General features: G+C 66.8%; 27 protein-coding genes and 2 pseudogenes. 16 read left to right on the top strand and 13 right to left on the bottom strand.

All coding sequences use genetic code 11. The annotated features are described in order from the left end of the window. The first annotated feature begins 22 nt into the window (after nt 1–22). Nucleotides 23–679 (top strand): cysteine hydrolase family protein, encoded by a 657-nt coding sequence (locus ACIOGX_RS28380; RefSeq protein ID WP_401917403.1) that lies wholly within the window; start codon nt 23–25, stop codon nt 677–679. 656 nt (nt 680–1,335) lie between these two features. Here the strand turns inward: ACIOGX_RS28380 and ACIOGX_RS28375 are convergent. Further along, nucleotides 1,336–1,632, bottom strand: a complete 297-nt coding sequence (locus ACIOGX_RS28375) for a barstar family protein (RefSeq protein ID WP_401768816.1) — start codon at nt 1,630–1,632, stop codon at nt 1,336–1,338. Nucleotides 1,633–2,018: 386 nt separating this feature from the next. On the opposite strand from ACIOGX_RS28375, the gene ACIOGX_RS28370 reads away from it, so the two are divergent. The 3 genes from ACIOGX_RS28370 to ACIOGX_RS28360 all read left to right on the top strand — a co-directional run bounded on the left by ACIOGX_RS28370 (nt 2,019) and on the right by ACIOGX_RS28360 (nt 3,708). After that, nucleotides 2,019–2,756: a hypothetical protein gene (locus tag ACIOGX_RS28370; RefSeq protein WP_401917401.1), complete on the top strand. Its 738-nt coding sequence runs from the start codon at nt 2,019–2,021 to the stop codon at nt 2,754–2,756. 2 nt (nt 2,757–2,758) lie between these two features. Beyond that, entirely contained in the window at nt 2,759–3,112 is a 354-nt protein-coding gene (locus ACIOGX_RS28365) for a hypothetical protein (protein WP_401768558.1), read from the top strand. A gap of 134 nt (nt 3,113–3,246) precedes the next feature. Further along, nucleotides 3,247–3,708 carry a hypothetical protein gene (locus ACIOGX_RS28360; protein WP_401917568.1) on the top strand — a complete coding sequence of 154 codons (462 nt, stop codon included), beginning with the start codon at nt 3,247–3,249 and terminating at the stop codon, nt 3,706–3,708. Here ACIOGX_RS28360 and ACIOGX_RS28355 read toward each other — a convergent pair. Further along, entirely contained in the window at nt 3,687–3,911 is a 225-nt protein-coding gene (locus tag ACIOGX_RS28355) for a hypothetical protein (RefSeq protein WP_401917399.1), read from the bottom strand. The two genes, ACIOGX_RS28360 and ACIOGX_RS28355, sit on opposite strands and share 22 nt — an antisense overlap. Before the next feature lie 801 nt (nt 3,912–4,712). Then, a complete protein-coding gene (locus ACIOGX_RS28350) occupies nt 4,713–5,243 on the bottom strand; it encodes a hypothetical protein (RefSeq protein WP_401917397.1) in 531 nt (176 codons plus the stop codon). Between the two features lie 226 nt (nt 5,244–5,469). Here ACIOGX_RS28350 and ACIOGX_RS28345 point away from each other — a divergent pair, with 226 nt between their 5' ends. Beyond that, nucleotides 5,470–5,889 (top strand): hypothetical protein, encoded by a 420-nt coding sequence (locus ACIOGX_RS28345; protein ID WP_401917395.1) that lies wholly within the window; start codon nt 5,470–5,472, stop codon nt 5,887–5,889. A 42-nt stretch (nt 5,890–5,931) separates the two neighbouring features. Then, nucleotides 5,932–6,699, top strand: coding sequence for a transposase (locus tag ACIOGX_RS28340; RefSeq protein ID WP_401917393.1), 768 nt, complete (start codon nt 5,932–5,934; stop codon nt 6,697–6,699). A 65-nt stretch (nt 6,700–6,764) separates the two neighbouring features. Here the strand turns inward: ACIOGX_RS28340 and ACIOGX_RS28335 are convergent, their stop codons facing one another. Both ACIOGX_RS28335 and ACIOGX_RS28330 read right to left on the bottom strand, forming a co-directional pair. After that, nucleotides 6,765–7,286, bottom strand: coding sequence for a hypothetical protein (locus ACIOGX_RS28335; RefSeq protein ID WP_401917391.1), 522 nt, complete (start codon nt 7,284–7,286; stop codon nt 6,765–6,767). Between the two features lie 36 nt (nt 7,287–7,322). Next, nucleotides 7,323–7,676 (bottom strand): transposase, encoded by a 354-nt coding sequence (locus ACIOGX_RS28330; RefSeq protein WP_401917389.1) that lies wholly within the window; start codon nt 7,674–7,676, stop codon nt 7,323–7,325. An 81-nt stretch (nt 7,677–7,757) separates the two neighbouring features. Between ACIOGX_RS28330 and ACIOGX_RS28325 the strand changes: the two genes are divergently transcribed. Beyond that, nucleotides 7,758–8,186, top strand: coding sequence for an SDR family oxidoreductase (locus ACIOGX_RS28325; protein WP_401917387.1), 429 nt, complete (start codon nt 7,758–7,760; stop codon nt 8,184–8,186). Between the two features lie 338 nt (nt 8,187–8,524). Here the strand turns inward: ACIOGX_RS28325 and ACIOGX_RS28320 are convergent, their stop codons facing one another. Together ACIOGX_RS28320 and ACIOGX_RS28315 are read right to left on the bottom strand one after the other, a co-directional pair. Then, on the bottom strand, nt 8,525–10,090 hold the full coding sequence (locus ACIOGX_RS28320; protein ID WP_401917385.1) for an alpha/beta hydrolase: 1,566 nt from the start codon (nt 10,088–10,090) through the stop codon (nt 8,525–8,527). Between the two features lie 122 nt (nt 10,091–10,212). After that, complete coding sequence (locus ACIOGX_RS28315) at nt 10,213–10,437, bottom strand: hypothetical protein (RefSeq protein ID WP_356516168.1); 225 nt, start codon at nt 10,435–10,437, stop codon at nt 10,213–10,215. Nucleotides 10,438–10,700: 263 nt separating this feature from the next. Between ACIOGX_RS28315 and ACIOGX_RS28310 the strand changes: the two genes are divergently transcribed. The 6 genes from ACIOGX_RS28310 (at nt 10,701) to ACIOGX_RS28285 (ending at nt 14,963) form a co-directional block, all read left to right on the top strand. Further along, on the top strand, nt 10,701–11,342 hold the full coding sequence (locus tag ACIOGX_RS28310) for a TetR/AcrR family transcriptional regulator (RefSeq protein ID WP_356516170.1): 642 nt from the start codon (nt 10,701–10,703) through the stop codon (nt 11,340–11,342). Nucleotides 11,343–11,437: 95 nt separating this feature from the next. Beyond that, nucleotides 11,438–11,938 carry a hypothetical protein gene (locus ACIOGX_RS28305; RefSeq protein ID WP_401917383.1) on the top strand — a complete coding sequence of 167 codons (501 nt, stop codon included), beginning with the start codon at nt 11,438–11,440 and terminating at the stop codon, nt 11,936–11,938. A 119-nt stretch (nt 11,939–12,057) separates the two neighbouring features. Continuing rightward, entirely contained in the window at nt 12,058–13,512 is a 1,455-nt protein-coding gene (locus ACIOGX_RS28300) for an NF041680 family putative transposase (protein WP_401917566.1), read from the top strand. A 12-nt stretch (nt 13,513–13,524) separates the two neighbouring features. Then, nucleotides 13,525–14,169: a hypothetical protein gene (locus ACIOGX_RS28295; protein ID WP_401917564.1), complete on the top strand. Its 645-nt coding sequence runs from the start codon at nt 13,525–13,527 to the stop codon at nt 14,167–14,169. Continuing rightward, a complete protein-coding gene (locus ACIOGX_RS28290) occupies nt 14,156–14,440 on the top strand; it encodes a hypothetical protein (RefSeq protein ID WP_401917381.1) in 285 nt (94 codons plus the stop codon). The genes ACIOGX_RS28295 and ACIOGX_RS28290 overlap by 14 nt, the downstream gene beginning before the upstream one ends. 49 nt (nt 14,441–14,489) lie before the next feature. Continuing rightward, nucleotides 14,490–14,963, top strand: coding sequence for a WD40 repeat domain-containing protein (locus ACIOGX_RS28285; RefSeq protein ID WP_401917379.1), 474 nt, complete (start codon nt 14,490–14,492; stop codon nt 14,961–14,963). Between the two features lie 438 nt (nt 14,964–15,401). Here the strand turns inward: ACIOGX_RS28285 and ACIOGX_RS28280 are convergent, their stop codons facing one another. Further along, nucleotides 15,402–16,034 (bottom strand): TetR/AcrR family transcriptional regulator, encoded by a 633-nt coding sequence (locus tag ACIOGX_RS28280; protein ID WP_401917377.1) that lies wholly within the window; start codon nt 16,032–16,034, stop codon nt 15,402–15,404. A 94-nt stretch (nt 16,035–16,128) separates the two neighbouring features. On the opposite strand from ACIOGX_RS28280, the gene ACIOGX_RS28275 reads away from it, so the two are divergent. Both ACIOGX_RS28275 and ACIOGX_RS28270 read left to right on the top strand, forming a co-directional pair. After that, entirely contained in the window at nt 16,129–16,875 is a 747-nt protein-coding gene (locus tag ACIOGX_RS28275; protein WP_356516180.1) for an SDR family oxidoreductase, read from the top strand. A 321-nt stretch (nt 16,876–17,196) separates the two neighbouring features. Then, a complete protein-coding gene (locus ACIOGX_RS28270) occupies nt 17,197–17,919 on the top strand; it encodes a VOC family protein (protein ID WP_401917375.1) in 723 nt (240 codons plus the stop codon). A 643-nt stretch (nt 17,920–18,562) separates the two neighbouring features. Here ACIOGX_RS28270 and ACIOGX_RS28265 read toward each other — a convergent pair. From ACIOGX_RS28265 to ACIOGX_RS28255, 3 genes are all read right to left on the bottom strand, one after another. Beyond that, nucleotides 18,563–20,068: a HEAT repeat domain-containing protein gene (locus tag ACIOGX_RS28265; RefSeq protein WP_401917373.1), complete on the bottom strand. Its 1,506-nt coding sequence runs from the start codon at nt 20,066–20,068 to the stop codon at nt 18,563–18,565. Nucleotides 20,069–20,643: 575 nt separating this feature from the next. Then, nucleotides 20,644–21,450, bottom strand: a complete 807-nt coding sequence (locus tag ACIOGX_RS28260) for a helix-turn-helix domain-containing protein (protein WP_401917371.1) — start codon at nt 21,448–21,450, stop codon at nt 20,644–20,646. Continuing rightward, nucleotides 21,402–21,902 (bottom strand): hypothetical protein, encoded by a 501-nt coding sequence (locus ACIOGX_RS28255; protein ID WP_401917576.1) that lies wholly within the window; start codon nt 21,900–21,902, stop codon nt 21,402–21,404. Before ACIOGX_RS28255 ends, ACIOGX_RS28260 begins: the two co-directional genes overlap by 49 nt. A gap of 102 nt (nt 21,903–22,004) precedes the next feature. On the opposite strand from ACIOGX_RS28255, the pseudogene ACIOGX_RS28250 reads away from it, so the two are divergent. Continuing rightward, nucleotides 22,005–22,103: pseudogene (locus ACIOGX_RS28250) on the top strand (IS5/IS1182 family transposase); the annotation flags it as partial. 73 nt (nt 22,104–22,176) lie between these two features. Here the strand turns inward: ACIOGX_RS28250 and ACIOGX_RS28245 are convergent. Then, the gene (locus tag ACIOGX_RS28245; protein WP_401917369.1) at nt 22,177–22,938 is read right to left on the bottom strand and encodes an alpha/beta fold hydrolase; all 762 of its coding nucleotides are present in this window, start codon (nt 22,936–22,938) and stop codon (nt 22,177–22,179) included. Between the two features lie 268 nt (nt 22,939–23,206). Then, nucleotides 23,207–24,238 (bottom strand): annotated as a pseudogene (locus ACIOGX_RS28240) (IS630 family transposase); the annotation flags it as partial. Nucleotides 24,239–24,261 lie beyond the last annotated feature (23 nt).

Raw genomic sequence — 24,261 nt, 5'->3', positions numbered from 1 at the left:
CATGTGATGGGACTGAGGAACGGTGACCGTCGACACGACAACCTACCCTCCCGACCAGACAGCTCTGCTGATCATCGACCCCTACAACGACTTCCTGTCGGAGGGCGGGAAGCTCTGGCCTCAGGCCAAGGAGGTGGCAGAAGGCGTCGACCTGCTCGACCACATGCGCACGATGCTCGCCGTGGCCCGCGACCAGGGCTTCCGCGTCTTCATCGTGCCGCACCACCAGACGGAGCCGGGCGACTACCTCAGCTGGGACCATCTGTCCCCGACCCAGCAGCGTGTCGTCAAGGGGCAGACCTTCGCGAAGGGAAGCTGGGGCGCGCAGTGGCACCCGGACTTCCAGCCCCGTGAGGACGAGCTGATCATTCACCAGCACTGGTCCTCCAGCGGATTCGCCAACACGGATCTGGACCTGATGCTCAAGCAGCACCACATCCGGAAGGTTGTGATCATCGGCATGAAGTCGAATACCTGCGTGGACACCACGGCACGTTTCGGGCAGGAGCTCGGCTTCCACGTCACCTTGATCAGGGACGCCATCGGCTCCTTCAGCTGGGACGAGATGAAGGCGACGTTCGAGGTGAACGCGCCGCAGTACGCCCACGCCATCCTCGCCACGGACGAGTTCGTCAAGGCCGTTGGCACGCAGCCGCACGCATTCGAGACCGGCGAGTGACTCCAGCGCCGCGTCCACCCGATGGGCGCGGACGAGGACGGCGATCAGGTCGTACGCCGCGAAGGCGCCTGGCGGGCATATTGCCTGGTCAGGCGCCCCTCTCTCGCGGCTAGAAGAAGCCCAGCTTCTTCGGCGAGTACGACACCAGGAGGTTCTTCGTCTGCTCGTGTACACCGTCGGTATGACTCTGATCAGCGCGAACGCACTCTGTGGAGGGATACCGGGGGGATGCCAATCACATACCTACTCAACGTACTTCCCGCTGGACAGGCCAGCGAGATCGCCCGGTCGTCGTAGGCCGCGGTGATGTCAGAAAAGGCGTCTGTGGGAAGGATTGGGAGTGGTCGTACAGGAAGCGGAGTAGGTCTCGGTGCGCGAGACGTGATGCACCTGCTGTCGCTGAGGCCCCGCTAACTGACGGATGGAGTCCAGTGGCCGGCAGTCCTCCTGCGAAAATGCGGCCCAACGAGTATGACGGGAGCGTTGTCGGCGTCCCAGCATGGATAGGGGTGATGACGGATGGTGGGCCAGCTGCCCCAACACCACCCCAGCGTGGTAAGGCCGCGTGTCGCCCTCAGACTTTTCAGAGGGCGGCACACTGTTCACCCCAGGGAGTCTCCACACATTTCAAGCCTTAGGCCACCCGGGTCGGCCATCTATTCGAAACAGACAGTAAATCGTTCATCCCATCCAAATTCTTCATCCTGCGCCTGAACCCGCAGCAATAGATCACGGACTGGATCGAAAGCCAGACTCCCCATCGCGGCTCGACTCGCGTTCGAGTTTCGCCAGATGACCTGGACTGGCCTTTCGACGTCAGTCGACAGGATATCCCAAAGGGCGGCCAGATTTGGGCGATAATACGAGCCGAGGTCAAGCATGCTGGCCATTGCGGCATGGAAGTCGCTTATGGTGCGGATTTTTGTTCCGTCAATTTCGAGGATCATCACCATCACTTCCGATTCGATATTTCCAATATCAGCTTCGTGTCACGTCCGCCCACTCGCAGACGGAAGTTTGACCTAGCCCGTGTTCTGGAAGACTTCTCCCCCGAGTTGAGCGCCAGGGACTTTATTCCCCCCAGAGCCTTTCCAGGCTGCCAACCCTGCGCCATCGCCTCACCCTTTGTCACGTAGTTGACGGGAAGCATTCCCGTACTCCTGAGGCCGACCCCACCGGGCTCCGCCCCGACGGCGCGTGCGGTGGCTCCTCAAGCTCCTGCAACGGTGGCACCGAGACCTGGACCAAGACCAAGAACGGCTGGAAGCGGTCATACACGAAGACCTACACCCAGAAGTTCCAGTACGCGAAGAAGAACGGCACCGCCGGAAGCGGCACCATGACCACCACGGTCACCCAGACCAGCGGCGCGACCACTGCGAAGATCGTGTTCAAAAAGGGGCCTGACCCAAAGCCCAAGAAGGACGACGGCTACTGCAACGCCTGCTGGGCCATGGGAACCAACCCCCAGTACGACCCGAACGCCAACGACCTGCCGGACACAGGGAAACTCTCAACTTGGCAGAAGGTCGTGCTGGGTGCCATCACAGTCGTGGCAGCCGCCGTGATCCTTGCCCCAGTCGCCATCGTCCTGGCCGAAGGATGCCTGGCCACAGCCCCAGTATGCGCCGCGGAAATCGCGGAAATGGCGACCGGCGGCGCCTCCGGCGGAAGCATGGCAGTCGGCGACGCGACCGTCGCGGCCGGGACCAAGGTACTGACCGCAGGCAAGAGCCTGCCGGATGGCCCGGTGACCCTGTACGGCCCGTTCCACCGGCTCTCCTCGCCGACCCAGACGGCGGATGACGCGCGGGCCATCGTCGAGTCCGGCGAACTGTGGGGCCTGACCCCGAAATGGGGCGGCAACGCCACGGCCCAGGCGCACCGAGGCCCGATCCCGACGAACGCCAAACCAGGAAGCCTGGAATTTTACACCACCGTGAAACCCAAGCCCCAGGGCAACACTCCGCCCGGATACGCTTCCTGGGAGGCCGACGTCGAGGCCGACGTCCGCTCCTTCATCAAGGACGGCGACGACTGGGCCTCTATTCCGATCATCATCACAGAGGTGCGGTAAGCATGGATCCGAGAGAGCTGGAAGCAGCAGAGTTGAAGAGGATTTCCGAACGGGATGTCCCCCTTGGCGACATGAAGTTTCTCGCTCAGGTCGACGTTGATCGCGCGGCTCTGGAGGAGCGTTGGGGCGATCCGGAGACCGTCCACGACGCCCTCGCAGAGTGGGTTTGCTTCGCCTTCTCCCCGGCGGATGGAGAGGCGTTCTTCCTACAGCGGGAGGTGCACCATCCTCCTGCACCAGGATTCATCCTCAGCGTGACCAAGGGCCTCTTCTCCGTGGAGGCCGCCGGTCGGATCGTTGAGGTCCTGGGGATTGCCAAAGCGCGGGTGATTCAAGTCAGCGCCGAGGCCCCGTAGTATCCGACGCGCCCGGTGCAGACCTCCCCTTCCGGGGGAGTGGCCGCGCCGGACGCACGGCTGTCTTCCGTCTGTCTACGCCGGGCGGAGCCAGACCGTTACTCCGGCACCCTTGGCACGCCGTTGTGCGGAACATGGTGGAGGCGGGCGGGTTCGGCCGGCTCCACAGCATGCACAGCCGGTTCGGGTTCCAGGCGCCTTCCCCTGGTGGTTACCGGATGCGGCCCGAGCTGGGCGGCGGCATCTTCAGGAACTCGGCGAGCTACTGGCTCCAGGCGCTTCAGGAGATCACCGGGCTGCCCGAGGCCGACGGCACTGGCACGGCCAGGTGCTCGGAGCCTGAGGGGGTCGATCATGCTTTCGAAGCAGAGCTGCCGCTGCGAGGCGGGGTGATGGCACGCCTGTCGTGCTCCTTCGCCGGACGTCACCTCGCCGAGCATGTTTTCGCGTTCGACCAGGCGCGCGTCCGGGTTCGCGGGGTTTTGCTGCCCGCCGCGGGGACGGTACCGCTGAACATCGCCGTACGTACCACGACGGGTCACACGGAGATCATCTGTACGGAGCCGGTCGCATACTACGAGCAGCAGGGGAAGTAGCCGGGATTCGACTGACGGTACTTGCGGATCGCCGAGGCGTCCTGGAAGCCCAGCCACCGGGCGGCAACGTTGATGGAGACGACGTTGTTCGGGGCAGCCTTGTGCAGGGCGGGGTCGGCCTTGAGGACCTTGCTCTTCTTCTCGTTCTGGTTGGCCTCCGGCGTCGACCCTGCGGAGTGTGCGCGCCGGGCCGGGCAGAGCATCCAGGTCCTGTTCCGCTACTACGCCAAGTTCCTGGCTGAAGCGCGGAATCACGCCACCCTGATCGAAGACTCCATGCGGCGATGGGAGGAGGTCACGGACGACGACGATGCGGAGAGCGCCTTAGCGGGACCTTGGCCCGGAAACGCCCCGGAACTGCTGGTCAGGGCTGGGATACGGGTGGGGGATATCGGGAGCAAGGGCGTGTTTCGACTCGCTGCTTAGATGTGCGCCGAGAAGGGCGCCTGCCGGGCATCTGCCCTGGTCAGGTGCCCTTCTCTTGCGGCTAGAAGAAGCCCAGCTTCTTCGGCGTGTACGACACCAGGAGGTTCTTCGTCTGCTGGCGGTACAGCCGCTGCACCCACGTTGACCAGGCCAAACGGTAGTTGGTGCAGCCTGCGGGTGGGGGCTGGTCCGGGTAGGTCGAGACCCACTTCGCGACGGAGCTGCGCGGCGATCCGCTGTGGGAGGCCCATCCCAAGGAATCCCGTGCTGCCTCCGGTGAACCGGGCTGGCTCCGGCCCCAGAGGATTACCTGTGAAGGCCATCATCGGCGGCTTGTACGCCTCCAGCGCGGCACAGGCGGAGTCGAAGTAGATGGTCTGACAGGCCGGACGCGCGGGGAGCGCTTTTGCCTAACCCGGCGGCCCGTGACTGGGGTTCAGACCGCTACGGTGATGCCTGGGCGTCTGAACGCGAGACTGAGGCAGTCTCAACTGCGCGTTCGGACAGCTCCACCACTGCCTTCAGGCTCACGTTCCGTCCGACGAAACGATCGCCTTTCCTGCGGGGGCCGAACACCGCTACGGGGTGACCGTAGGTGCTCCGTCTTCGGGCACGGCCATGACGAGACCCGAGCTGACGGGGCGCTCGTCGTTGACAAGAATGAGCCGGCTCCCGGCCCAGCTGTCGAGTTGAGTGCAGGCCCACGCGGGGTCATACGCCGCCGTGGGCAGTTGAGGTATGCGCTTACGGCCGGTGTCGTCGAGCCGATAGGGGACTTCGAAGGCCGTGTTCCAGCTGTCCAGGTTCGCGGCAAACCGCTCTTCTGCTGCTGCGGGATCGATTCCTAGATACTGGGCGATCTCCGCCCAGGAACTGCCGCGCTCCCGTTCGTAGATCACGGCCGAGGCCAGAGCGCGATCCGCGAGTTCGATGAGCTGGATTGCTTGGCTGACCCGGCCCCCTGGACCGGTGTCAGGGTCGTTCTCAGTGGCGACCAGGCCCGCGGCGCCATCGGCGATGTCCACGGCGTGATCGCAGAGGACCAGGCGTGCCAGCGCCTGGCGGGTGAATCGGGCACGGTCGGCGTCGTAGGGGGTCGTCTCAGTCACCCGCACAGCCTCCCAGGCCATGTCCGCATCAGTACGCAATCCTCTCCGGGGACAATCCCCCGCTTGACGGCGTAGCCGCTGTGACTGATTCCCCATGACCGTTGTCAAGCGTCGGTGGTGCCTAAGGGCCGTCCCGTAAACGATCTTCGACCGGTTGCGGCAGTGCCCCGCGCGCTGGGCACTGGGCCCTGATGGCAGGATGATCGCCCCGACGATTCTGGGGGCCATGTCTGTGCACACGCCTGCTGACTACCTCGAGCTGGCGCATGTCGAGAGCGACAGCGCCGTACTGCATCGACTTGCACGGTGTCCGTACCCCTTCGTATGGCAGGCGCTGGCCGCCAATCCCGCCACGGCGCCTGGCACTCTGCTGGAACTGAGCACGGCTCAAGACAGTGCCTGGAACGACAACAGGCTCCTTCGGCTGCTGGCGGAGCATCCGAGTGCGGACCACGCGGTGCTGCGAGGCGTCCGTGATGCCGTGGCGGCGAAGCTCGCCGAAGGTGAACGGCCCTATGCCGCTGTGCTCGCGCTGGCTGGGCGGACGGAACTCGCGGCGGCAGAAGTGCGACAACTCGGGACTCTCCGTGGGGCTTCTGCGCGTCTGCGCGGTCAGCTGGACCGGCACCTCGGGCTCCGTACTTGACCCATACTCGGCCCAATCGCCTCCAGGTGAAACGATCTTGGTGTGACTGCGGTGATCACGGCGTCGGTGCCGTCCTGGATAGGTCCCTTCACCGGGCTGAGCCTGCGCTGCTTCCGCAGGCTGGTGACTGCCGTGCGGTGCGAGACCGCCGCCGGACTTCAGCGTGGGCGGCCCTGGGGGCTCCCGCTTGAGGACCGCATTCTGCTCGTCACGGCCTACTGGCGCACGAACTTGACCATGCGCCAGATCGCCCCGCTGTTCGGCATCTCGAAATCGGCCGCAGACCGGATCATCGACCACCTCGGGCCGCTGCTCGCACTCCAGCCCCGCAAGCGGTTCGCGAAGGACACCGTCCTGATCGTGGACGGCACCCTGGTTCCCACCCGTGACCACACGATCGCTGAGCAGTCCAAGAACTACCGCTATTCCACGGCCCATCAGGTGGTCATCGACGCCGATACCCGCCTGGTCGTTGTGGTCGGCCGGCCCCTGCCGGGAAACCGGCACGACTCCCGCGGCTGGGAAGAATCCGGTGCCAAGGCCGCCGTCGGCAAGACGATGACCATCGCAGACGGCGGCTACCAAGGCACCGGACTGGTCATCCCGCACCGCCGACGCAAAGGCGGGGACCTCCCGGCCTGGAAAGAGGCACACAACCACTCCCACAAGCAGGTCCGGGCCCGCGTCGAGCACACCTTTGCCCGCATGAAGGGCTGGAAGATCCTGCGCGACTGCCGACTCAAAGGCGACGGCGTTCATCACGCAATGCTCGGCATCGCCCGCCTGCACAACCTCGCCCTCGCCGGGTAAGCACAGCAGGGGACGCAGCGACCGACCTCTCTTCCACCAACTCCAAGATCGTTACGGGACAACCCTTAGTGGGCCCTGCCGATCGCACGCCGGAACCTTGCCCATAGAGAGGTCGGCAAGGTGATGTCAGTGGCTTCGTCCGGAGAGCCGGCTTTGTGCGCCGTGGCGGTCCGCTCTGCTGGGTCCTCGTGAGCGTCTCCGCGGAATGCGACGGCGTCCTCCCCGATCCCGACTACCTCCAGAAGGGTGTCCAGGGCCTTGTCGGCTTGCTCGTGCGGCTGAGTGAGCCAGACATACGAGACGCCGACCGGATTGCCGTCGTGCTTGCTGATCGCGAAGCTGAATCCCTTCAGCCGGAACAGTACGACGTCGAGCTCGTCCAGCCCGTCCCACGACCGCTCCACGTGCAGACGTAGCCGCTGGGCCACGGGCTGCACTGGCAGCGCCAGCACTCCGATCATCTGGAACAGCGAGGCGTGGTGTTCCCAGACGCTGTACTGGTAGGCGGGGTTCTTGCCTGTGTAGTAGGGCGGTTGTGTGGCCGGCTGCCAGTCGGATTCAGGCCCCGCGACCTCGATCTCTGTCACAGCAGCTCCTCCCCACGGCCTCCGGCCAACTGATGATCAACCTACCTGCACCGGGTCGGCCAGCGTTATGCGGCGCCGGTCAGGGCCGGTTGCGGGAATCGCCTGCTTGTGACTCTTGCCTTCGCCTCTCTTCCGGTCGTGGAAGGTCTTCGAAGTGGGGGAGAACCGGGCGGCGGTCTGGGCGGAGAGATAGAAGACCCGCAGGAGCCGGCGGTGGTAGCGGTGTGGCCGGCGCATGTTGCCGCTGATGCGACCGGAGTCCCGTGGGACCGGTGCGAATCCGGCGACGCCGACGAGTCGGCCCGAGCTGCCGACGGCGTCCATGTCCCCACCGGTGCAGGCGATGAACGAGGCTGCGCTCGCCGTCGCGGTAGCCGCCGAGGCGGGCATCGAGGACTCCGTGTGTTCCGATTTCCGCGAGGACCACCGCCCTGACCTGGGGGAACCGAACCGAACACCGCTCCTGCTGGATTGCGGTGCGCACGGGCCGTGGCTCCGTCCATGACGGGACAGGGCTACGGCCGGATCGTCAACGTCTCCGGGCTCAACGCCCGCCGCACCGGATCCATCTCCGGCACCATCCGCAACGTCGCCGTGTCCGCGCTGACCGCCAACTTGGCCGACGAGCTCGGCCCCCACGGGATCGGCGTCACCGTCGCGCATCCCGGACTCGTCGAGACCGAGCGGACCCCGGGTCTTGTCACGGACCGCGCCGCGGCCACCGGGCTGAGCGAAGAGCAGGTGCGCGCCGAACTTGGTGTCGCGACAAGTCTGGGCCTCATCGTCACGGCCGAGGAGGTCGCCGACGTTATCGTCTTCCTCAGCTCGCGACGCGCTGCCGCCGTGACGGGTGACGCCGTGAGCGTCGCGGCCGGCAACCGTGGCTCCGTCCACTACTGAGAGGGCGGTCCGTGAGTCTACGGAGCGGGTTTTCGATGATGCGGTGAGGATCGGCCGTGAGAATGCCGTCGCCATTGAGATGGCTCGTCGTCACTGCCTGGTTCGCACCTCACCGCACCGGACGGGCTTGACCTGATCGCTATGCAGAAGGCCCCTCTGTGAGATTCCGCCATTCGGTCCGCTCGCTTCACTTCCCCTGTCCTCTTCGTGCTCGGCGCGCTGAACGCTTGGTATGGCCAGGCGTCGGGCGCGCGCACACTATTTCGCAGCGGGTGACTCCCCCAGCATGGTTGCGAACCAGCGTGAGGCCCGTCGGGTCAGGCCCGGAGTCGAGCGTGTCACAGGCTGCAACGGGCGTCGGTGGGCGGGGATTCGAGGTCGAGGAGATATTTCTTGACCACGTCGTCGACGCACTTGCTGCCGCCGAGGAGGTAGGCGCCGTGCTGCTTGCCGTCGACTGTGAGCAGGCTGCCGTCGAGGGCTCGCGCCATCGCGATGCCGCCCTCGTGCGGCGTCACAGGATCGCCGGTGACGGACACGACGAGCGTCTCGGGGATGCCTTCGACATCGGCGAGCCAGGGCTCGTCGCGTGTTGGCGGCGCGGGCCACGCCTCGCATTCGCTGTAGTGGTTGCCCGCCGTGAACACGTCGATGTCGAACATCGGGGCGGCCTCTCCGATCTTGCGTGCGAGCGCGGTCTGTTCCTCGGGCGTCGGACGGGGTGAGTCCATGCAGCGCACAGCGACGTTCGTGTCGGGATCCGTGCCGTAGGCGCCGTCCGCCGTGCGGGCGAAGAAGGAGTCGCGCAGGGCGAGCATCTCGTCGGCGTTGCCCGCTTCGAGCGCGGTCAGGGCGGAGATGACGTCGGGCCATTTCTTTTCGGAGTACAGTCCGCCGCTGATGCCGAGGTAGACGTCCCAGATGCTCAACTCCCGGCCGCCGGTGGTCGGTGCTGGTGTCTCGATGAGCGGTTGGACGATCTCGTGCAGGCGGTCGTTCGCAGCCGCGGGGTCGGGGCCGAGAACGCAGTCGGGTGATTCTGCGCAGCGTGCGGCGAGGTCGTCGAACCGTGCCTGCAGTCCGGTGAATGAGGAGAGGCGGAACTCGCTCGCCGTCAGGTCGGGCGAGACGGCCCCGTCGAGCACGATCGCGCGGACCTTTTCGGGGTAGGTCGCGGCGTACATGGCGCCTAGTTCGGTGCCGTAGCTGTAGCCGAGATAGGTCAGCCGATCGTCACCTAGCACCTCTCGCATGATGTCCATGTCGCGCACGACGTTGGTGGACCCGGCGTTCACGAGGTTCGCGATGCCGCCAGAGCCGTCCGCGCAGCGCTCTGCGAGTTCGGTCGCCTCCCCGGTGCTCGTGATGTCGTACACCACGCCGAACCGCGGTGCGTCGCCTGCGTCGTACTGCTCGTCGGTGTAGCAGTCGAGGGGCGGGGTCGACGACCCGATCCCGCGAGGATCGAAGCCGACGATGTCGAAGCGCTTGGCGACGGGACTCGCCTGCCACAATGGCAGGGTGGACGCGACGAGGCTGGTGCCGGATCCTCCTGGTCCGCCCGGGTTCAGCAGCAGCGAGCCCTCGGCCTCACCCGCGGCGGGGAGGCGCGTGAGCGCGATGTGCGCCTTCTTCCCCTCCGGCTTGTCGTAGTCGAGCGGTACCTCGACCGAGGCGCACTGGAGCGCCGGGTTCGCGAACAGCTTGGCGTCCGCCTTGCTCGTCGCGGTGTCCTCGCATCCGACCCAGTCGAGCTCTTGCCCGAGATAGGCGCCGAGGTCCGCGTCCGCGCCGGAGTCCGGTGGAGGAGAAGCGGGCGTGCATCCGGCGAGCAGGAGGAGAAAAGCCGTGGCGGCCGCGCCGAGCACGGTCTCGCGGTATCGGGATCGAGGATCTGAGCGCATGCGTTTCTCCCGTGTCGAGCCGCGGTCGTGCGCGAGGGTGCGGCGGTGGTTTGACGGTCTGTTCTCGGTCGGGGCGCTGAGGTGGCCGACAGGGCGGCACGTGACCGGTCGGTGCGGGGGTGTCAGCTCTCGTTCCCGTCGGTCTCGGCGTCTAGGAGCCGGTGATGGCGGAAGGTGAGTGCTCGTTCGATCCCTGCGAGGCCGGCCGTGATGGTGAGAACCGTGTTCGCCCATGCCGGCAGGTCGATGGGCGAGACGAGCGAGGGGGTGCGATCAGTCCAGGGTGGCTGGTGGGTGACCAGCTCAAGCAGCTGCGGGGCGAGGATCAGCAGATTGATCATCAGCACGGTGACAGCGCAGGCGGCGAGGGCTCGCCCGGATCCGGGGCCGGGCGTCGATCAATCTTTCCGCCAATCTTTCCGCATCGCCGTCGAACCCGTCGAAGCCGTAAGGATCTTTCCGCGCCGCACCGGTCCAGAGATCGTGCCGGTCGCTCATGTCTCCCCTGTCCGGGGTCGTGACGGAACAGAGCACCGCCACGACGCCTTCTAGCATGCCCGTGCTAGATAAAACTAGCACAGGCATGCCAAAGATTGACTAGGATGGGGTCATGCCCAAGAGAGCCAATCCGGATATCCGCCGAGAGCGGGTCGCCGACGCCGTGATCGAGGAGATCGCCGCGCATGGGATCCGCTCGGTGACCCTCGCCCGGATCTCCGCACGCACCGGCCTGGCCATCGGGAGCATCCGCCACTACTTCGGCGACACCGTCCGAGAGGTCATGCGCTTCACGTTGGGCGTCGTCCTGCAGCGCGCCGCGAGCCGCGACGTGAAGATGTCCGACGATCCGGTCGCACGGATTGTGGATGTGATCGCATTCACCGCTCCGACCAGCGAGCAGGAGCGCAAGGAGAACATCGCCCTCGTCGAATACCGTGTCATGGCGCGCACGGACGCGGAGCTCGCGTCCGAAATCGCTGCCACGTCCCTCGCGGGCGCGGAGGTGATCCGCTCGTTGCTGCGCGATGCGCTGGCCGACCGCGCGATCGACGAGGAGGCGCTGCACCGCGAGGCGCTCCTGCTGTTCGCCCTGGTCGAGGGCTTCTCGTTCAGTTCGGCGCTCTTCTCCGCCCCGTTGAACGAGGCGGACGTCCGTGCCGTTGTGACGGCGACCGTGCGCCGTCTGCTCGATGCTCTTCCGTCTTCCGGTGAAGCCGTCGAGGGAGCGGCTGGAACTGAGCTTGTTCTTTAACCTGCGTCTGGCTTCTGGCAAGGCGGCCGGCGGGCGTGGGAGTGGTCAGCCGAATCGGGATGCGCTGGTCTGTGGGACAGTTGCATACTCACCAGATGGCCTTGTTCTCTGGTCGGTTCCGGGATCCGCGCAGCAGCGAGTACGACTTCATCAGCTCGATCATGGTGCGATGCCCCAGTTGTGCGAAGGCCGCTCGTGTCGTTCTGGCGCCCAAAGGCTCCGATCTCGGCGGTCGGATGCTGTTCAGGCCGCGACGTCTGGTCTGCCGTGGCTGCGGGCTGTCACGGGTGTGGAGCGGTCGTCTCGTCACGCTCTCCCGTGGAACAGCTCAACCCGCGACGGATCCGTACTTCGGTGTCCCGCTGTGGCTCCAGGTTGAAACCCGGCATGGGTGGTTGTGGGCCTATAACCTCGAACATCTCGACCTGATCCGCTGTTTCGTCCAAGCGTCGCTGCGAGAGCGAGCGCCCTGGTATGGCACCGGACAGAAGATGACTTTGGTGGCCCGCCTCCCGGCATGGATCAAGCGGGCGAAGAACCGAGACGAGGTCCTGCGTGCCGTCAGTCGGATCCACGCGTCACTGGCTGCCGCCTGAGCTGCTCAAAAGGCGTCCGGACGCCGCTCGAACCTGATCTCTGGTTGTGCTGTTCAGCTGACGCGCGGGCGGCCTTCGTCTGATCATGTGCTCCGACCAAGGTGCACGTGACCAAGACGATGGCTGTGAGGGTGAGTCTGCTGCCTGACGCTGTCCGGAGAGAAGCGTTCGCGGAAGCGTCACGCTTCCGGCGCGAATTCTACGAGTGTCTCACCACGCGAAGCGATGAGTTGTTCGAGCTGGTGGACGCCATTCTGTGTGCGGACGGTGCGGTGAATACGCCGGTGGACCTGACGTTGCTGCCCGAGCATCGTCGTGGGCACGGAGCGATGTGCGGTGTCCTGAACCACGTCCAGATCGACGTCGGTCGGCTGCGGACGGTGCTGGCCGGGCTGCCGCTGCCACCTTTCGACGGCGGGCGCCTGGTCCTGGCAGTCGATGTGTTGCCCTGGCTTCGCTCGGACGCGCCCTGTTCGGCGGAGCGACTGTTCTGCCAGGTCTACGGCCGCGCGAAGACAGCTTCGCAGTTCATTCCGGGCTGGCCCTACTCCTTCGTGGCCGTGCTGGAGCCGGGCGCCACCTCTTGGACCGCGATCCTGGATGCGGTCCGGCTGGGGCCGGTGGACGACGCGACCGCGATCACCGCCGGTCAGCTGCGAGGTGTCGTCGAGCGGCTCATTGCCGCGGGTCAGTGGCAGGCCGGGGACCCGCATATCGTGATCGTCAGCGACGCCGGCTTTGACGTCACCCGTCTGTCCTGGGTCCTGCGCGACCTGCCGGTCGAGCTGGTCGGCCGGTTCCGCTCCGACCGCGTCATGCGCCTGCCGAAGCCACCGAGAATTCACGGCGTCACTGGCCGGCCGCCCAAACACGGCCCGGAGCTCCGCTTTACCAAGCCGGAGACCTGGCCCGGGCCTGCGATCAGCACGGTCACCGACACCACCCACTACGGCAAGGCCGAGACCCAAGCGTGGGACCGGGTCCACCCCCGGCTCACCCACCGCTCCTCCTGGCTCGATCACGACGGTGAACTACCCTTGGTCGAGGGCACGTTGATTCGGCTGAAGGTTGAGCACCTGTCGAAGAAACGGGATGCTCCACCAGTGTGGTTATGGTCCTCGAAGACTGGCGCCACCCCCGACGACGTGGACCGTTTCTGGCAGGCGATTCTCCGCCGCTTCGATCTTGAGCACACTTTTCGCTTCGCGAAACAGACCTTGGGCTGGACCACCCCGAAACTCCGCACACCCGAGGCCGCAGACCGCTGGACCTGGCTCCTGATCGTCGCCCACACTCAGCTCCGACTGGCCCAGCCCCTCGCCATCGACCTCCGCCGACCGTGGGAGAAACCCACCGTCGTCGGGAGGCTCACCCCAGCCCGAGTCCGCCGAGGGTTCAGGAACATCCGCGCTCACCTCGCCTGCCCGGCTCGTGCTCCCAAACCCACAGGCACTGGGCCTGGACGGCCACCCGGCGCCAAGAACAAACACCCGGCGCCCCGCTACGACGTCGGCAAAGCCGTCAAACGTCCCGAGACCCTCAAGGCCATCGGCAAGCCTGGAAGATCTCGGTAGACAAAGAACAAGCTGACCGCCTGGTGCAACAACGCCGTGGGCCGGCTGCCCAGCGGGCAACGTGCCACCGTGCGAAGGATCCTGACCTCCCTGGTCCGCCCCGCCGACGACGTCCGCGGTATCCCGGCCGCCCGTCAGCAGGTCCCCCTCGCCCGGCTCCGGTCCCTGGCCACCGGCGCGAGGAGCGCCGACCCCGTTCTGGACGGGGCCTTCGACGAGATCATGGCCGCGCTGAGCCGGGATCGGATCATCATCACTGGCACGGTTCCGCGGCCTGATGGGGAGCCCGGTGAGCCGATCGCGGAGCTCATTCATGACGCGCTGATCCGTGACTGGGGAGACCTGCGCGAATGGATCACTCGGGACCACCGGTTCCAGGCCTGGCTGCACCGCGTCACCGAGCAGCGCGACCGCCACACCCGGACGGGGCTCTCTGCGGACCTGCTCGACGGCACCGACCTCGCCGAGGGCCTGGACTGGGCCGGGCAACGCTCGCTGCCCACGGAGATCATCGACTTCCTGACCGCCAGCGAGCGCCACCAGCAGGCCACCGCCCGCCGCGCCCGCCGCCTCAACAGCATCCTCGCCAGCCTGCTCGCCCTCGCCCTGATCGCCGTCGGCCTGGCAGCGCGAGGAAGCCGTCGTGGCAGAGCGTGATGCCCAGTCCCGGCAGCTCGCCGCCCAGTCCCGGGCACTGATCGACATCGAGCCCGAGCTGGCATCGCTGCTGGCCGTGCACGCCCACCGCACCGCACCCACCAAGGAGGCCCGCGCGAGCCTCATCCAGGCCGCCGACCTGGGACTCACCACGCTCCTTGCCGGCCACTTGGACGATGTGGAGGCGCTGGCGTTCGGTCCGGACGGTCCGACGGCTGGTCTCGGGCAGCGGCGACGGTGTGGCTCGGAGGTGGGACATCGATTCGGGTGAACAGCGGGGAAGACCGCTGACCGGCCGCGACGGACCGGCGGTCGGCGGTGTGACGGTGGCATTGAGTCCGGACGGCCGGACGTTGGCCGTGGACGCTGCGGAAGGGGACAGCGACGACTTCGTGGTGCGGTTGTGGGGCGTGGCTTCCGGAGAACAGCGAGGCGAACTGCCAACCGGATCCGACGAACTGGTGGGGGAGTTGCTGTTCAGTCCCGACGGACGGTCGTTGGCCGCAACGAACAAAGATGGTCAGGCAACGTTGTGGGATCTGGCTTCGGGCCATCGACGGAGCGTGCCACTGACCAGCCAGACGAGCAAGGTGGTGTCGCTGGCGTTCAGTCCGCACGGGAAGACCGTGGTCTCCGGATACCAGGACGGCACGGTAGGACTCTGGAACGTGGCGCTCCCCGGTACAGCGGAAGCGATCGAACAGATCTGCAGTGCCCTCCGCCGGGATTTCACCCAGGAGGAACGCTCCCAGTACCTCCAAGGCATGCGAACCGACCCGGTCTGCCCTCGATAGCAACGAACGGGGTGCGAATCTGCACCGGAAGGACACGCCGCGACCTGCAGCAACCTCACGAGCCGTCACCGTAAAAAACTCACCCCAACCGGGGTTGCCTGCGAGAGGAAGCGGGCGTAGCCGCGGTCGGCGCGTGCCAGCAGGGCCGGGGAAGGCCGGCCGAAGGCGGGGCTGGAGTCCGCGTCCTTCAGGTGCGGGGCCGAGGGCCGACCGTCGCCGGGGGAGCCGCGTCGATCTCCTCGTCAAACTCCGAGCGGCGTGACCGCTCCGCGTCGACGGCAGAACCGGCTGTCGACCACCGAACCGATCGCCGCGCCGCCCGGACGGGCGAAGTCGAAGGCGGTCTGTTCGTCGCGGCCAGCCTCGTCGGCATTCGAGCACGAGCCGAGGACCCGGCGAAGACCGTCTGCCTCTCAGGGCAAAGCGGACAGTGCCAGCTCAGGCGTCCGGCTGAGCCGGGCCCGTGGCGGGTGGCCAGCTTCGCAAGGTCATGTCGGCCACCTGCTGGAGGACGTCGCGAGTGATGCCGCCGGCGGCCTGGACGGCGATGCCGTTCGCCATGGTCATGAGGTGACGGGCTAGCAGGCTGGGATCGGCGTCGGGAGGCAGGTCGCCTTCGTCGACGGCCTGCCGGAAGCGGTCGCGGAGGAGTGAGACGTGCTCGTCGCGCCAGGCGACGAGTGCGTCGCGGGCGTTGCTTCCCGGCTCACCGGCGGCGAGGGATCCCTGGACACCGAGGCACCCGGCGGGGCTGCCGATGCCGGTGGTGGCCCGGACTGCGCCGTTGAGCAGGGCGGTGGCCACCTGACGGGCGGTCGGTTCCCTCAGGGCACGGGCCCCGTATGAGGCGGGGCCCTCCGTGTAGCGCTCCAGGCACTTCCGGAACAGGTCCTCCTTGTTGCCGAAAGCCGCGTACATGCTGGTGCGATTGATACCCATGGCGCCGGTCAGGTCGGTGAGGCTGGCGCCTTCGTAGCCCTGTTCCCAGAAGACCCGCATGGCGCGTTCGAGGACTTCCTCGGTGTCGAATCCCCTCGGCCGGCCGATCGGCGCCTTCTGTCCCGTCTTCATGCCGTCGATCGTACCCCTTCTGTACCGGTCGGTGCGAAAGATGCTACGGTCTCATTCAGTACCGATCGGTACCGAATCTGTGGAGGTCTTGATCATGGGACAGCTCGAAGGCAAGACCGCCGTCGTCACCGGCGGCAGCAGCGGGATCGGCCTGGCCGCCGCCGTTCGACTGGCGGCCGAGGGCGCGCACGTGTTCATCACCGGCCGGCGCAAGACTTTGCTCGACGCGGCCGTCGAGACCATCGGCCCGGCGGCGGCCACCGCTGTGGTGGGCGACATCTCCAGCCTGGCCGATCTGGACAGGCTCTACGACACGGTCCGCGCCCGGGGCCGCGGCCTGGACATCGTGTTCGCCAACGCCGGAACCGCGTCGTTCGCGACACTCGAGCAAGTCACCGAGGACCACTTCGACGAGACCTTCGGCGTCAACGTACGGGGCACGCTGTTCACGGTGCAGAAGGCGCTGCCGCTGCTCAACGACGGCGCGTCGGTGATCCTCAACTCCTCGGTGCGCGCCGACGACGGCGTCACGGCGTTCGGCACGTACGCGGCCTCCAAGGCGGCGATACGGTCCTTCGCCCGCACCTGGGCCAACGAGCTCAAGGATCGCGGCATCCGGGTCAACGCGATCTCCCCGGGCACCATCGACACTCCCGCGGTCGACGCCGTGGCCGAGGGAGACGCGCCCGTCACCAAGGCCCAGTTCGTCGCGGGTGTCCCGCTGGGCCGGATCGGGCGCCCCGACGAGGTCGCCGACGTGGTGGCCTTCCTCGCCTCCGGGCGGAGCAGCTTCATCCTCGGCGCCAACCTGTACGTCGACGGCGGCGAGAACCAGATCTGACATCGGCTTACGCGACCCGAATGACACAACCCGAAATCCAGAGCGAGAGAAAGGCCATCATGTCCGACACCGACCTGCGCGAGTTATTCCAGCGCTACATCGACGCACTCAACACTCACGAGTTTCAGCGCATGACCGGCGCCGCCGTCAGGCCGCGGTGACCGAGGCGGCAGCCCTGCGTCGGGCCCGCGCGCAGCGTGCCGCCAGCCGTTTCGAGCGTGCTCGACAGCGGACGAGCGCGGGGCGTTAATCAGTTGACTGGGTGGCACCGACTGGGCACGCTCCAGCACGACCCGCCTGCCCCTACCGGAAGATCTGCGGATGACTTCTCACCTGCACGCGCTCTGCTTCGATGCGCACGACCCGCTCCGTCTCGCGCGCTTCTGGGCGGAATTTCTCTGCTGGGAGACAGCCGAGGACTCCTCCGACGGCATCACACTGCTGCCCAGCGATGACACCGGGTTCCGGCTCCGCTTCCTCCCGACCCAGGAGCGGAAGACAGGCCAGAACCACATGCACTTCGATCTGACAAGCACGTCCCTCGACGACCAGAAGCAGGTGGTGGAGAGGGCACTCCAACTTGGCGCCCGGCACATCGACATCGGCCAACGCCCGGAAGAAGGGCATGTAGTGCTCGCCGACCCCGAAGGCAATGAGTTCTGTGTCATCGAGCCTGGCAACAGCTTCCTCGCCGAGTGCGGATTCATCGGCGCGCTGGCGGGCGATGGTTCGCAGGAGACCGGGTCCTTCTGGAGCCGAGCGCTGGGCTGGCCATTGGTCTGGGACCAGGACCAGGAGACCGCGATCCGCTCACCGCACGGAGGCCCGAAGTTCACGTGGGGTGGTCCACCCCTGATGCCGAAGACGGGGAAGGAACGGCTGCACTTCGACCTCGCTCCACCAGCCGGCAGTGACCAACAGACGGAGGTAGATCGACTCGTCTCCCTCGGAGCAACGCGCATCGACATCGGCCAAGAGGACGTCGGCTGGGTGGTGATGGCCGACCCCGACGGTCACGAGTTCTGCGTGCTGACCCCCCGGTAGGCCTCAGAGTGGGGTGGGTGCATGAAAACAGGGCCTCCGATGCAGAACGAGGGTTGCTGACACCACTTGGCGAGACGCCATCAGGTAATGGACACAATGACGGGACGAGACCCTGTGGACACCTGATGGGACGAAGGCAGAACCGACGGTCAGAGCGACGTCAGTGGTCAAGCCGAAGCGGAACCTACAGGCCTTGTGGGATCTCAAATCCCGTTCCGGAATCTCACGGTCGATATCGGATGGAAGTCGGATCCGGAATCGACCGTGAGACACCGCATGTCCTGTCGCACTGAAGCTGTCGGATTCTCACTCGTTCTCGTTCGTGCCGACGGATTCTCACTGTGTCGCATACCGCGCGATGCCGTTTGCCCCGTACATGGGTTTGATCTCATTTCTACGGTCCGGTTCTCCCTGTACCTGTCACGGTAGCTTTCGGCAGGTACGCGGGGCGCCCAGCTGGTCAACGGCCCACCATCTGACAGCCTCAGTGCGACATGACGGATTCGCTTTCCTCGTCTTGGTCTCATTGCACCCGTAACAGCTGCTTTCGGCGTGCACGAGTACTGGAAGGCAATAGATCTGGGGCTGGGGGATGTCGAGCGGGCCACAGCTCGAATTACTGTTCCCCAGGGGTCTTCCACCTTCATGTATCATCGGCCGCCTCGTAGTACGCACGTTCCCGAAACTCGTCCATCAAGTTCCGCGTCTGCCGGTAAACGAGCAGAGCGGCTGGGATGGGGACACCGGATACGGCGGCGTTCCGCAGGGCGTGAACGGCCGCTTTTGCTACCGCCGGTTCCACGTCCTGCAGGAGCGGTCTGAGGCGCCTTACCGTAGCTGATCCCGGTAGTCCGCCAAGCGCGAAAGCAGCGCGTGCGCGCACGAGTCGGTCCGCGTCACGCGAAGCTTCGACCAGAAGTTCAGCCGCGTTCCCGGCGTCCAGGCACAGCCACACGGCACGGATCGTGGTGTACCGCACCAGGGCGTCGCGGTCGGCCAGCGAAGTCCGCAGCAGGTCCGCGACAGGTTCGGTTGGCCGCTGCCGACTGCCTGCGATGTTCGGTGACCAGTCGCCGACGGCGTCCGGAGCGTCACCGTCGGCGAGGGTAGCTAATACGGCGCGGCGCACGTCCGGATCCGACTCAGCGTCGGCAAACAGGTCGGCAAGCTCGGACCATCGCGGTTCGTCCAGCAGCGCGGCCGGCATCCGGCAGGCGCCGTTCGCCGACGCTCCGATGGCTTGGCGAACGGCGGATTGATCGAAGGGCATACCGTCAGCAAGGGCTCGGATGAACGCGAGGGCGACCGAGGGCTGGCCCGCCCAGGAAGCGAGGAGCCGCAGTGCCCCGCTACGCGCAGGCGCACTGCTTGTACGGGTGTCACCCCACCAGCGTTCTGTCCACCAGACCTGCTGCCATTCCAGGGCAAGGGTGGTGAGGGTCGGCAAGTGTCGACTCTCAACCGCCTGATTGGGGAGTCCTGCGTGGACCGCCGCTCTGGCCCGTGCTGCCAGATCCTCGTGCTCGTCGTCCAGTGCGTCGAGAACTGGCCTCGCTGCATCTGTTTCCCCACGCTTGGCACGTTCTGCCAGCTCCTCGAACGCGGCGATACGTAGTGAGGACAATCGGCTGCCCAGGGCGGTCGAAAGTACAGTCGTTGGCACCTCATCTACTCCAGCGGCGGCGCTGCCCGGCGGCCGGCGGTGGTATGCATCGGACAGTGAGCGGTTGTGTTCAGACGGCGGGTGAGCCAGCTGCGAGCCGGCGAAATCCCAAAGGTCGATCTGGTCCGAACGGGGGCCCTGCCCGTTTCGGAAGTCCTGTCCCACTCCGCAGTGGTTAAGTGGGTAGACCAGCGCCGCCAAGGTCTCGCGCAGTGCGAGCAGTTCGAGGGAGGCCCGTGGCAGCCCCGGCCACTCGGCCTGCATCACGTGCCAAACCGGCGACGGGTGTGCCTGATCATGGAGCTTGAGTGACCCCTCATGCCGCCCGAGGTAGCTGCGGACCGCGGTGAGCATCGCGTCGATGACGGCGAGGATCTGCTCTGGCCCGGTGACGACGATTTCGGCGTAGGCGTCGGCCAAGGCGTCGCGCAGTTCCCGCAGCGAGCGGAAAAACAACCTTGAAGATCTCGTGCTCCATTTCGTCATGGAGCACGTTCTTACTGCGCATCATCGCCAGCACACGTCCGACGGCACGTCGGGCGGCGGTCTGGTCGTCGCCTGAGCGCTGTAGCGCGGACAGCGCCTGTGCGATCTTCGTCGTGGAGGCATTGTCAAGTACCGGCAGTTTCCGATTGGCGTCCACGACCTGACGCAGCATGCGCTGCGGATCGCCAGGGTCGACCGGGGACCGGGGCCATGTGTTCGCTCTATCAAGCCGCTGCGACCACGCCACCAGCCCGGGAGCATGGGCGAAGTGCCGCGCGGGTATGGCGCGCAGTTCCCGCCGCCCCGGATTGCGGGTGTCGACGTCGGCCTCCACGATGCCGACGAGCAGACCGTCCGCAAACAGTGCTGCACCGGACATGCCCGCCCAGATGCTGCGGCCGTCGGATCGGATAGGAGGATCTCCGCCCTCGACTTGGACAACCCAGCGGTCCTGCTTGACCCCTGACAGCGGTGCGACAAATCCCCTGATCTGCCGGGACTCGCGTACGCGCCCGTGCACGTCGCCATCGGGGAAACCTACGGCTGTCACCTCGACGGGGTCCGCGACGGTCAGGTCAGCCCACATCGGGCGTCCGGAAGGCGTCCTCGGCCGGATCCGGCTGCGCCGTGCCCGTCGGCCCGTGGCCCGTCACGCGTGGCAACGCCGCGATCCGCAGGGCCAGATCGAGCTTCGCCTGGTCACCCACCAGCTCCGGGTCCAGGCCGAGAAGCGTCTCGACGTGACGAAGGCGTGAGGCAAGGGTGTTGCGGTGGATCTTCATGTGCCGGGTCGCGGTGGACGAGAAGGTCAGCCACGACCGAACCGTCCCGGTGAGCGTGCGGCTGTCGGGGCCGGTGCCCCGGGTGGGGACGTGCCCGGTCAGCGGTGCCAGCAGGCGGTCGGCCCAGGCGTGGCCGTGGCGGCCCACCACGACGGGCAGCCCCAGCGCGGCGTCGAACCGCGCCCAGCGCTCCGGGCGGCCAGGGGCCACCGCGAGCGCGTGGAATGCCTGTTCGTAGCCGGCGGCGGTATCACGCAGCGCCAGCGTGTCGCCGGTCCCCACGACACAACCCTCGATCTCGGCCGCGAGCGCGGCTTCCAGCGGGCGGGCGTCGGCGGGGACGGGCGTCGCCGACGCGACGACGAGCACATGGTCGGAGTAGACGGGACACCGTACGATCCACGCCCGGCCGCCGGTGAGTTCGGCGCAGATACGGATCGTCTCGGCCCGCCGGTCGACGCCGCACTCGATGACGTGGAACCGGGCCGGATCGGACAGGCGCGGTGCGAGGACGCTCGCGATCTGATGCGCCGTCGTGAGGTTCCCGGACATCAGCAGATGCAGCACGGCCTCCCGTCCACGCGCGTCGGCGATCTCCACGCGCCGCCGGGTCCGTTGGGTTTCCCTCGCCCCCAGCAGACCCCGAGCAGTGGCTCCGCGTCGGCCGGGGCGGCCGTACCGAGAGGATCGGATCCGACGACCGCGAGGACCAACCCGGACGGGACGGTTCCGGACCGGTCCCCGGGGATGCCGACGGCCAGCAGCGCGACCGAACAGTCCGGGGACTCGCCCGCGACGAACGCACGCAGCCCCCGCTCACGCATCACGCACAGCCCGTCGGCGACGAGCTTCATCACATCCGAGTCGCATCCCTGGGGAGATGCCGCCTGTATGCCGCCGGCCGGGTCCACCAGCCCGACCCAGCACCCCGTCCGGCGTGCCAGCCACCGCAACAGCGCCTGTACGCCGTCCGCCTTACGGGCCAGCCGGTGCATGGTCAGGATGTTGGCCGCGCGCCGGGAGTCCGGGAACGGCGCCGATGGCTCGCCCACGCCGCACCCCCTCTATCTCACCGGTCAGCGTGCCTGGGTCCTGGAAACCCGCCACGGGAGGAGACGGATTATCCCCGCTGTAGCGGGACTTCTGCCACCCTCCTGGGTGTCTTCACGCGGCTCCGGCACTTTGTCCTGGAGGCGTACTGGCGCATCGCCGGCCTCGTCGTGGACCAGATCGCTATCGGCGGGGCGATCTTTTAGGTGCCCGGAGGGGGAGAAGCCGCCGGACGCTGGCGGGTGGGCCGGGGCAGACGACAGGCCGTGAGCAGACTCAATGGGCAGGGAGCGTCTCACGCAGGAAGCCGAGAAGCAGATCGGTAACAACGGATGGCCGCTCCAAGCTGGGCAGATGACCTGCCCAGGGCAGTTCGAGGTGGCGGGCGTCCGAGAGCAGATCCGGCAGGCGGGCAGCGATCCGCTGGAAGTCCGCCAGATCATGCCCACCGGACAGGGCGAGGCAAGGGGCTTCGATCGCCGCCAGGTCGAACTCCGCCTCGATCGGCTCGAACTCCTCGGCGGCGAGTTGCACCTCAAAGGCGTGCCGCTGCATCAGGCGCACCGCCTCCCGAGCGGCCTCGTCGGCGTCCGGGCCCAGCCAGGTATCAGCCATCAGCTCAACCGCCCCGGTGATATCCCCAGCCTCAAGCAGCGCATCCTCACGCTCGCCGACAGCCTCAAGCGCAGGACTGGGCTCGTGGCCGGGAAGCGCGGAACACACCAGCACCATCGCGCTCACCCGGCCTGGCCACCGGGCGGCGACTTCCAAGGTGACCTGCCCGCCGTACGAGGCTCCAACCAGCGCCGCCTGGCCGATGCCGAGAGCGTCCAGGAGTTCCAGCACATCCTCAGCGTCACTGTGGGGTTCATCCGCCGCAGCAGTCTGGCCGAAGCCCCGAAAGTCGCAGCGCACCAGCCGGTAGCCGGCCTCGATCAAGGCAGGCGCCTGCGCGTCCCACATCCGCCGGTCACACACCCCGGAATGCAGCAGCACCAGTGCAGGACCGCTTCCAGCCACGTCATGGGAGATCGTCATCCGGCAGACCTTACGCAGCAGGTACTTGAAACGCTTCCCCAATACCACCACCGTCGACCCACCCGCCAACCCGGTGAACCCTCCCGGTCACAGCACTTGCGGCTTCGGTCGCTTTCTCCACGTGACGGACGAGGCTGTTCCAGGTGTGTGCGGTGGGGTTGGGCTGGCGGAGGATGTGGTGCCAGTAGGTGGCGAGTTCCCCGAATGCTCGCGCAGGGCGCACTGGGCGGCTGGCACGTTCGAATCCAGAGCTGGCGAAACTCCCGCCGGGACTTTGAACACAGGTACTGATCCAAAGGACACGCCCTAGTGACCTGAGTCGGAGATTCGTCGGCAGTAGGCGGCGACGGACACCCCGCTTGAGCTTCTTCTGGGTCAGCTCGGCGAACCACCGCTCCACCAGGTTGAGCCACGACGAGCTTGTGGGGGTGAAGTGCAGGGAGGTGGAGCCTTCGAAGCGAGGGTGTGCCAGCAGCCACTGTTTGACGGCCGGTGTCTTGTGGGTCGCGTAGTTGTCCAGGATCAGGTGCACCTGGCAGTCGGCAGGCACCTCCTTGTCGAGCTTGGCCAGGAACTTCTTGAACGCGACGGCCCGGTGGCGGCGGTGCAGGGAGCCGATCACCTTGCCGGTGGCGACCTCCAGGGCGGCGAACAGGGTGGTGGTGCCGGCACGGACGTAGTCGTGGCTGCGGCGCTCGGGGATCCCGGGCACCATCGGCAGCACGGGCTGGGACCGGTCCAGCGCCTGGATCTGCGACTTCTCGTCCACACACAGCACCAGGGCCTTCTCCGGCGGGTCGAGGCAGAGGCCCACGACGTCGCGGACCTTGTCGATGAACAGCGGGTCGGTCGACAGCTTGAAGGTCTGCGACCGGTGTGGGGCCAGCGCGAACGCCCGCCAGATACGGGAGACGGCGGACTACGACCTTCCCGTGGCCGCCGCCATCGACCTGGTCGACCAGTGGGTGGCGTTCTTCGGTGTCTGCTCCAGCGTCTTGACGATGACCCGTTCGACATCCGCGTCGGTGATCTTCCGCGGGACACCGGGCCGGGCTTCGTCGCACAGGCCGTCCAGTCCCCGTTCGAGGAATCGCCGCCGCCAGGTGCGGACCGTGTCCGGAGCAATCCGCAGCCGACGCGACACCTCCATGATCGAGTGCCCTTCGGCGCACTCCAGCACGATCCGCGACCGCTGGGCCAGACCCTGAGCCGTCGTGCGGCGACGCTGCCAGCCCTCCAACACACCTCGTTGGGCATCGGCCACAGACAACGGCGGAATCTTCGGCCCGGGACGACTCATACCGAACCAACGACGAATCTCCG

The organism is Streptomyces sp. NPDC088147 (genome assembly GCF_044741565.1).
Taxonomy (GTDB): domain Bacteria; phylum Actinomycetota; class Actinomycetes; order Streptomycetales; family Streptomycetaceae; genus Streptomyces.
Note: the sequence above shows the minus strand (reverse complement) of the source record. Positions and strands in the feature narration are given on the sequence as shown.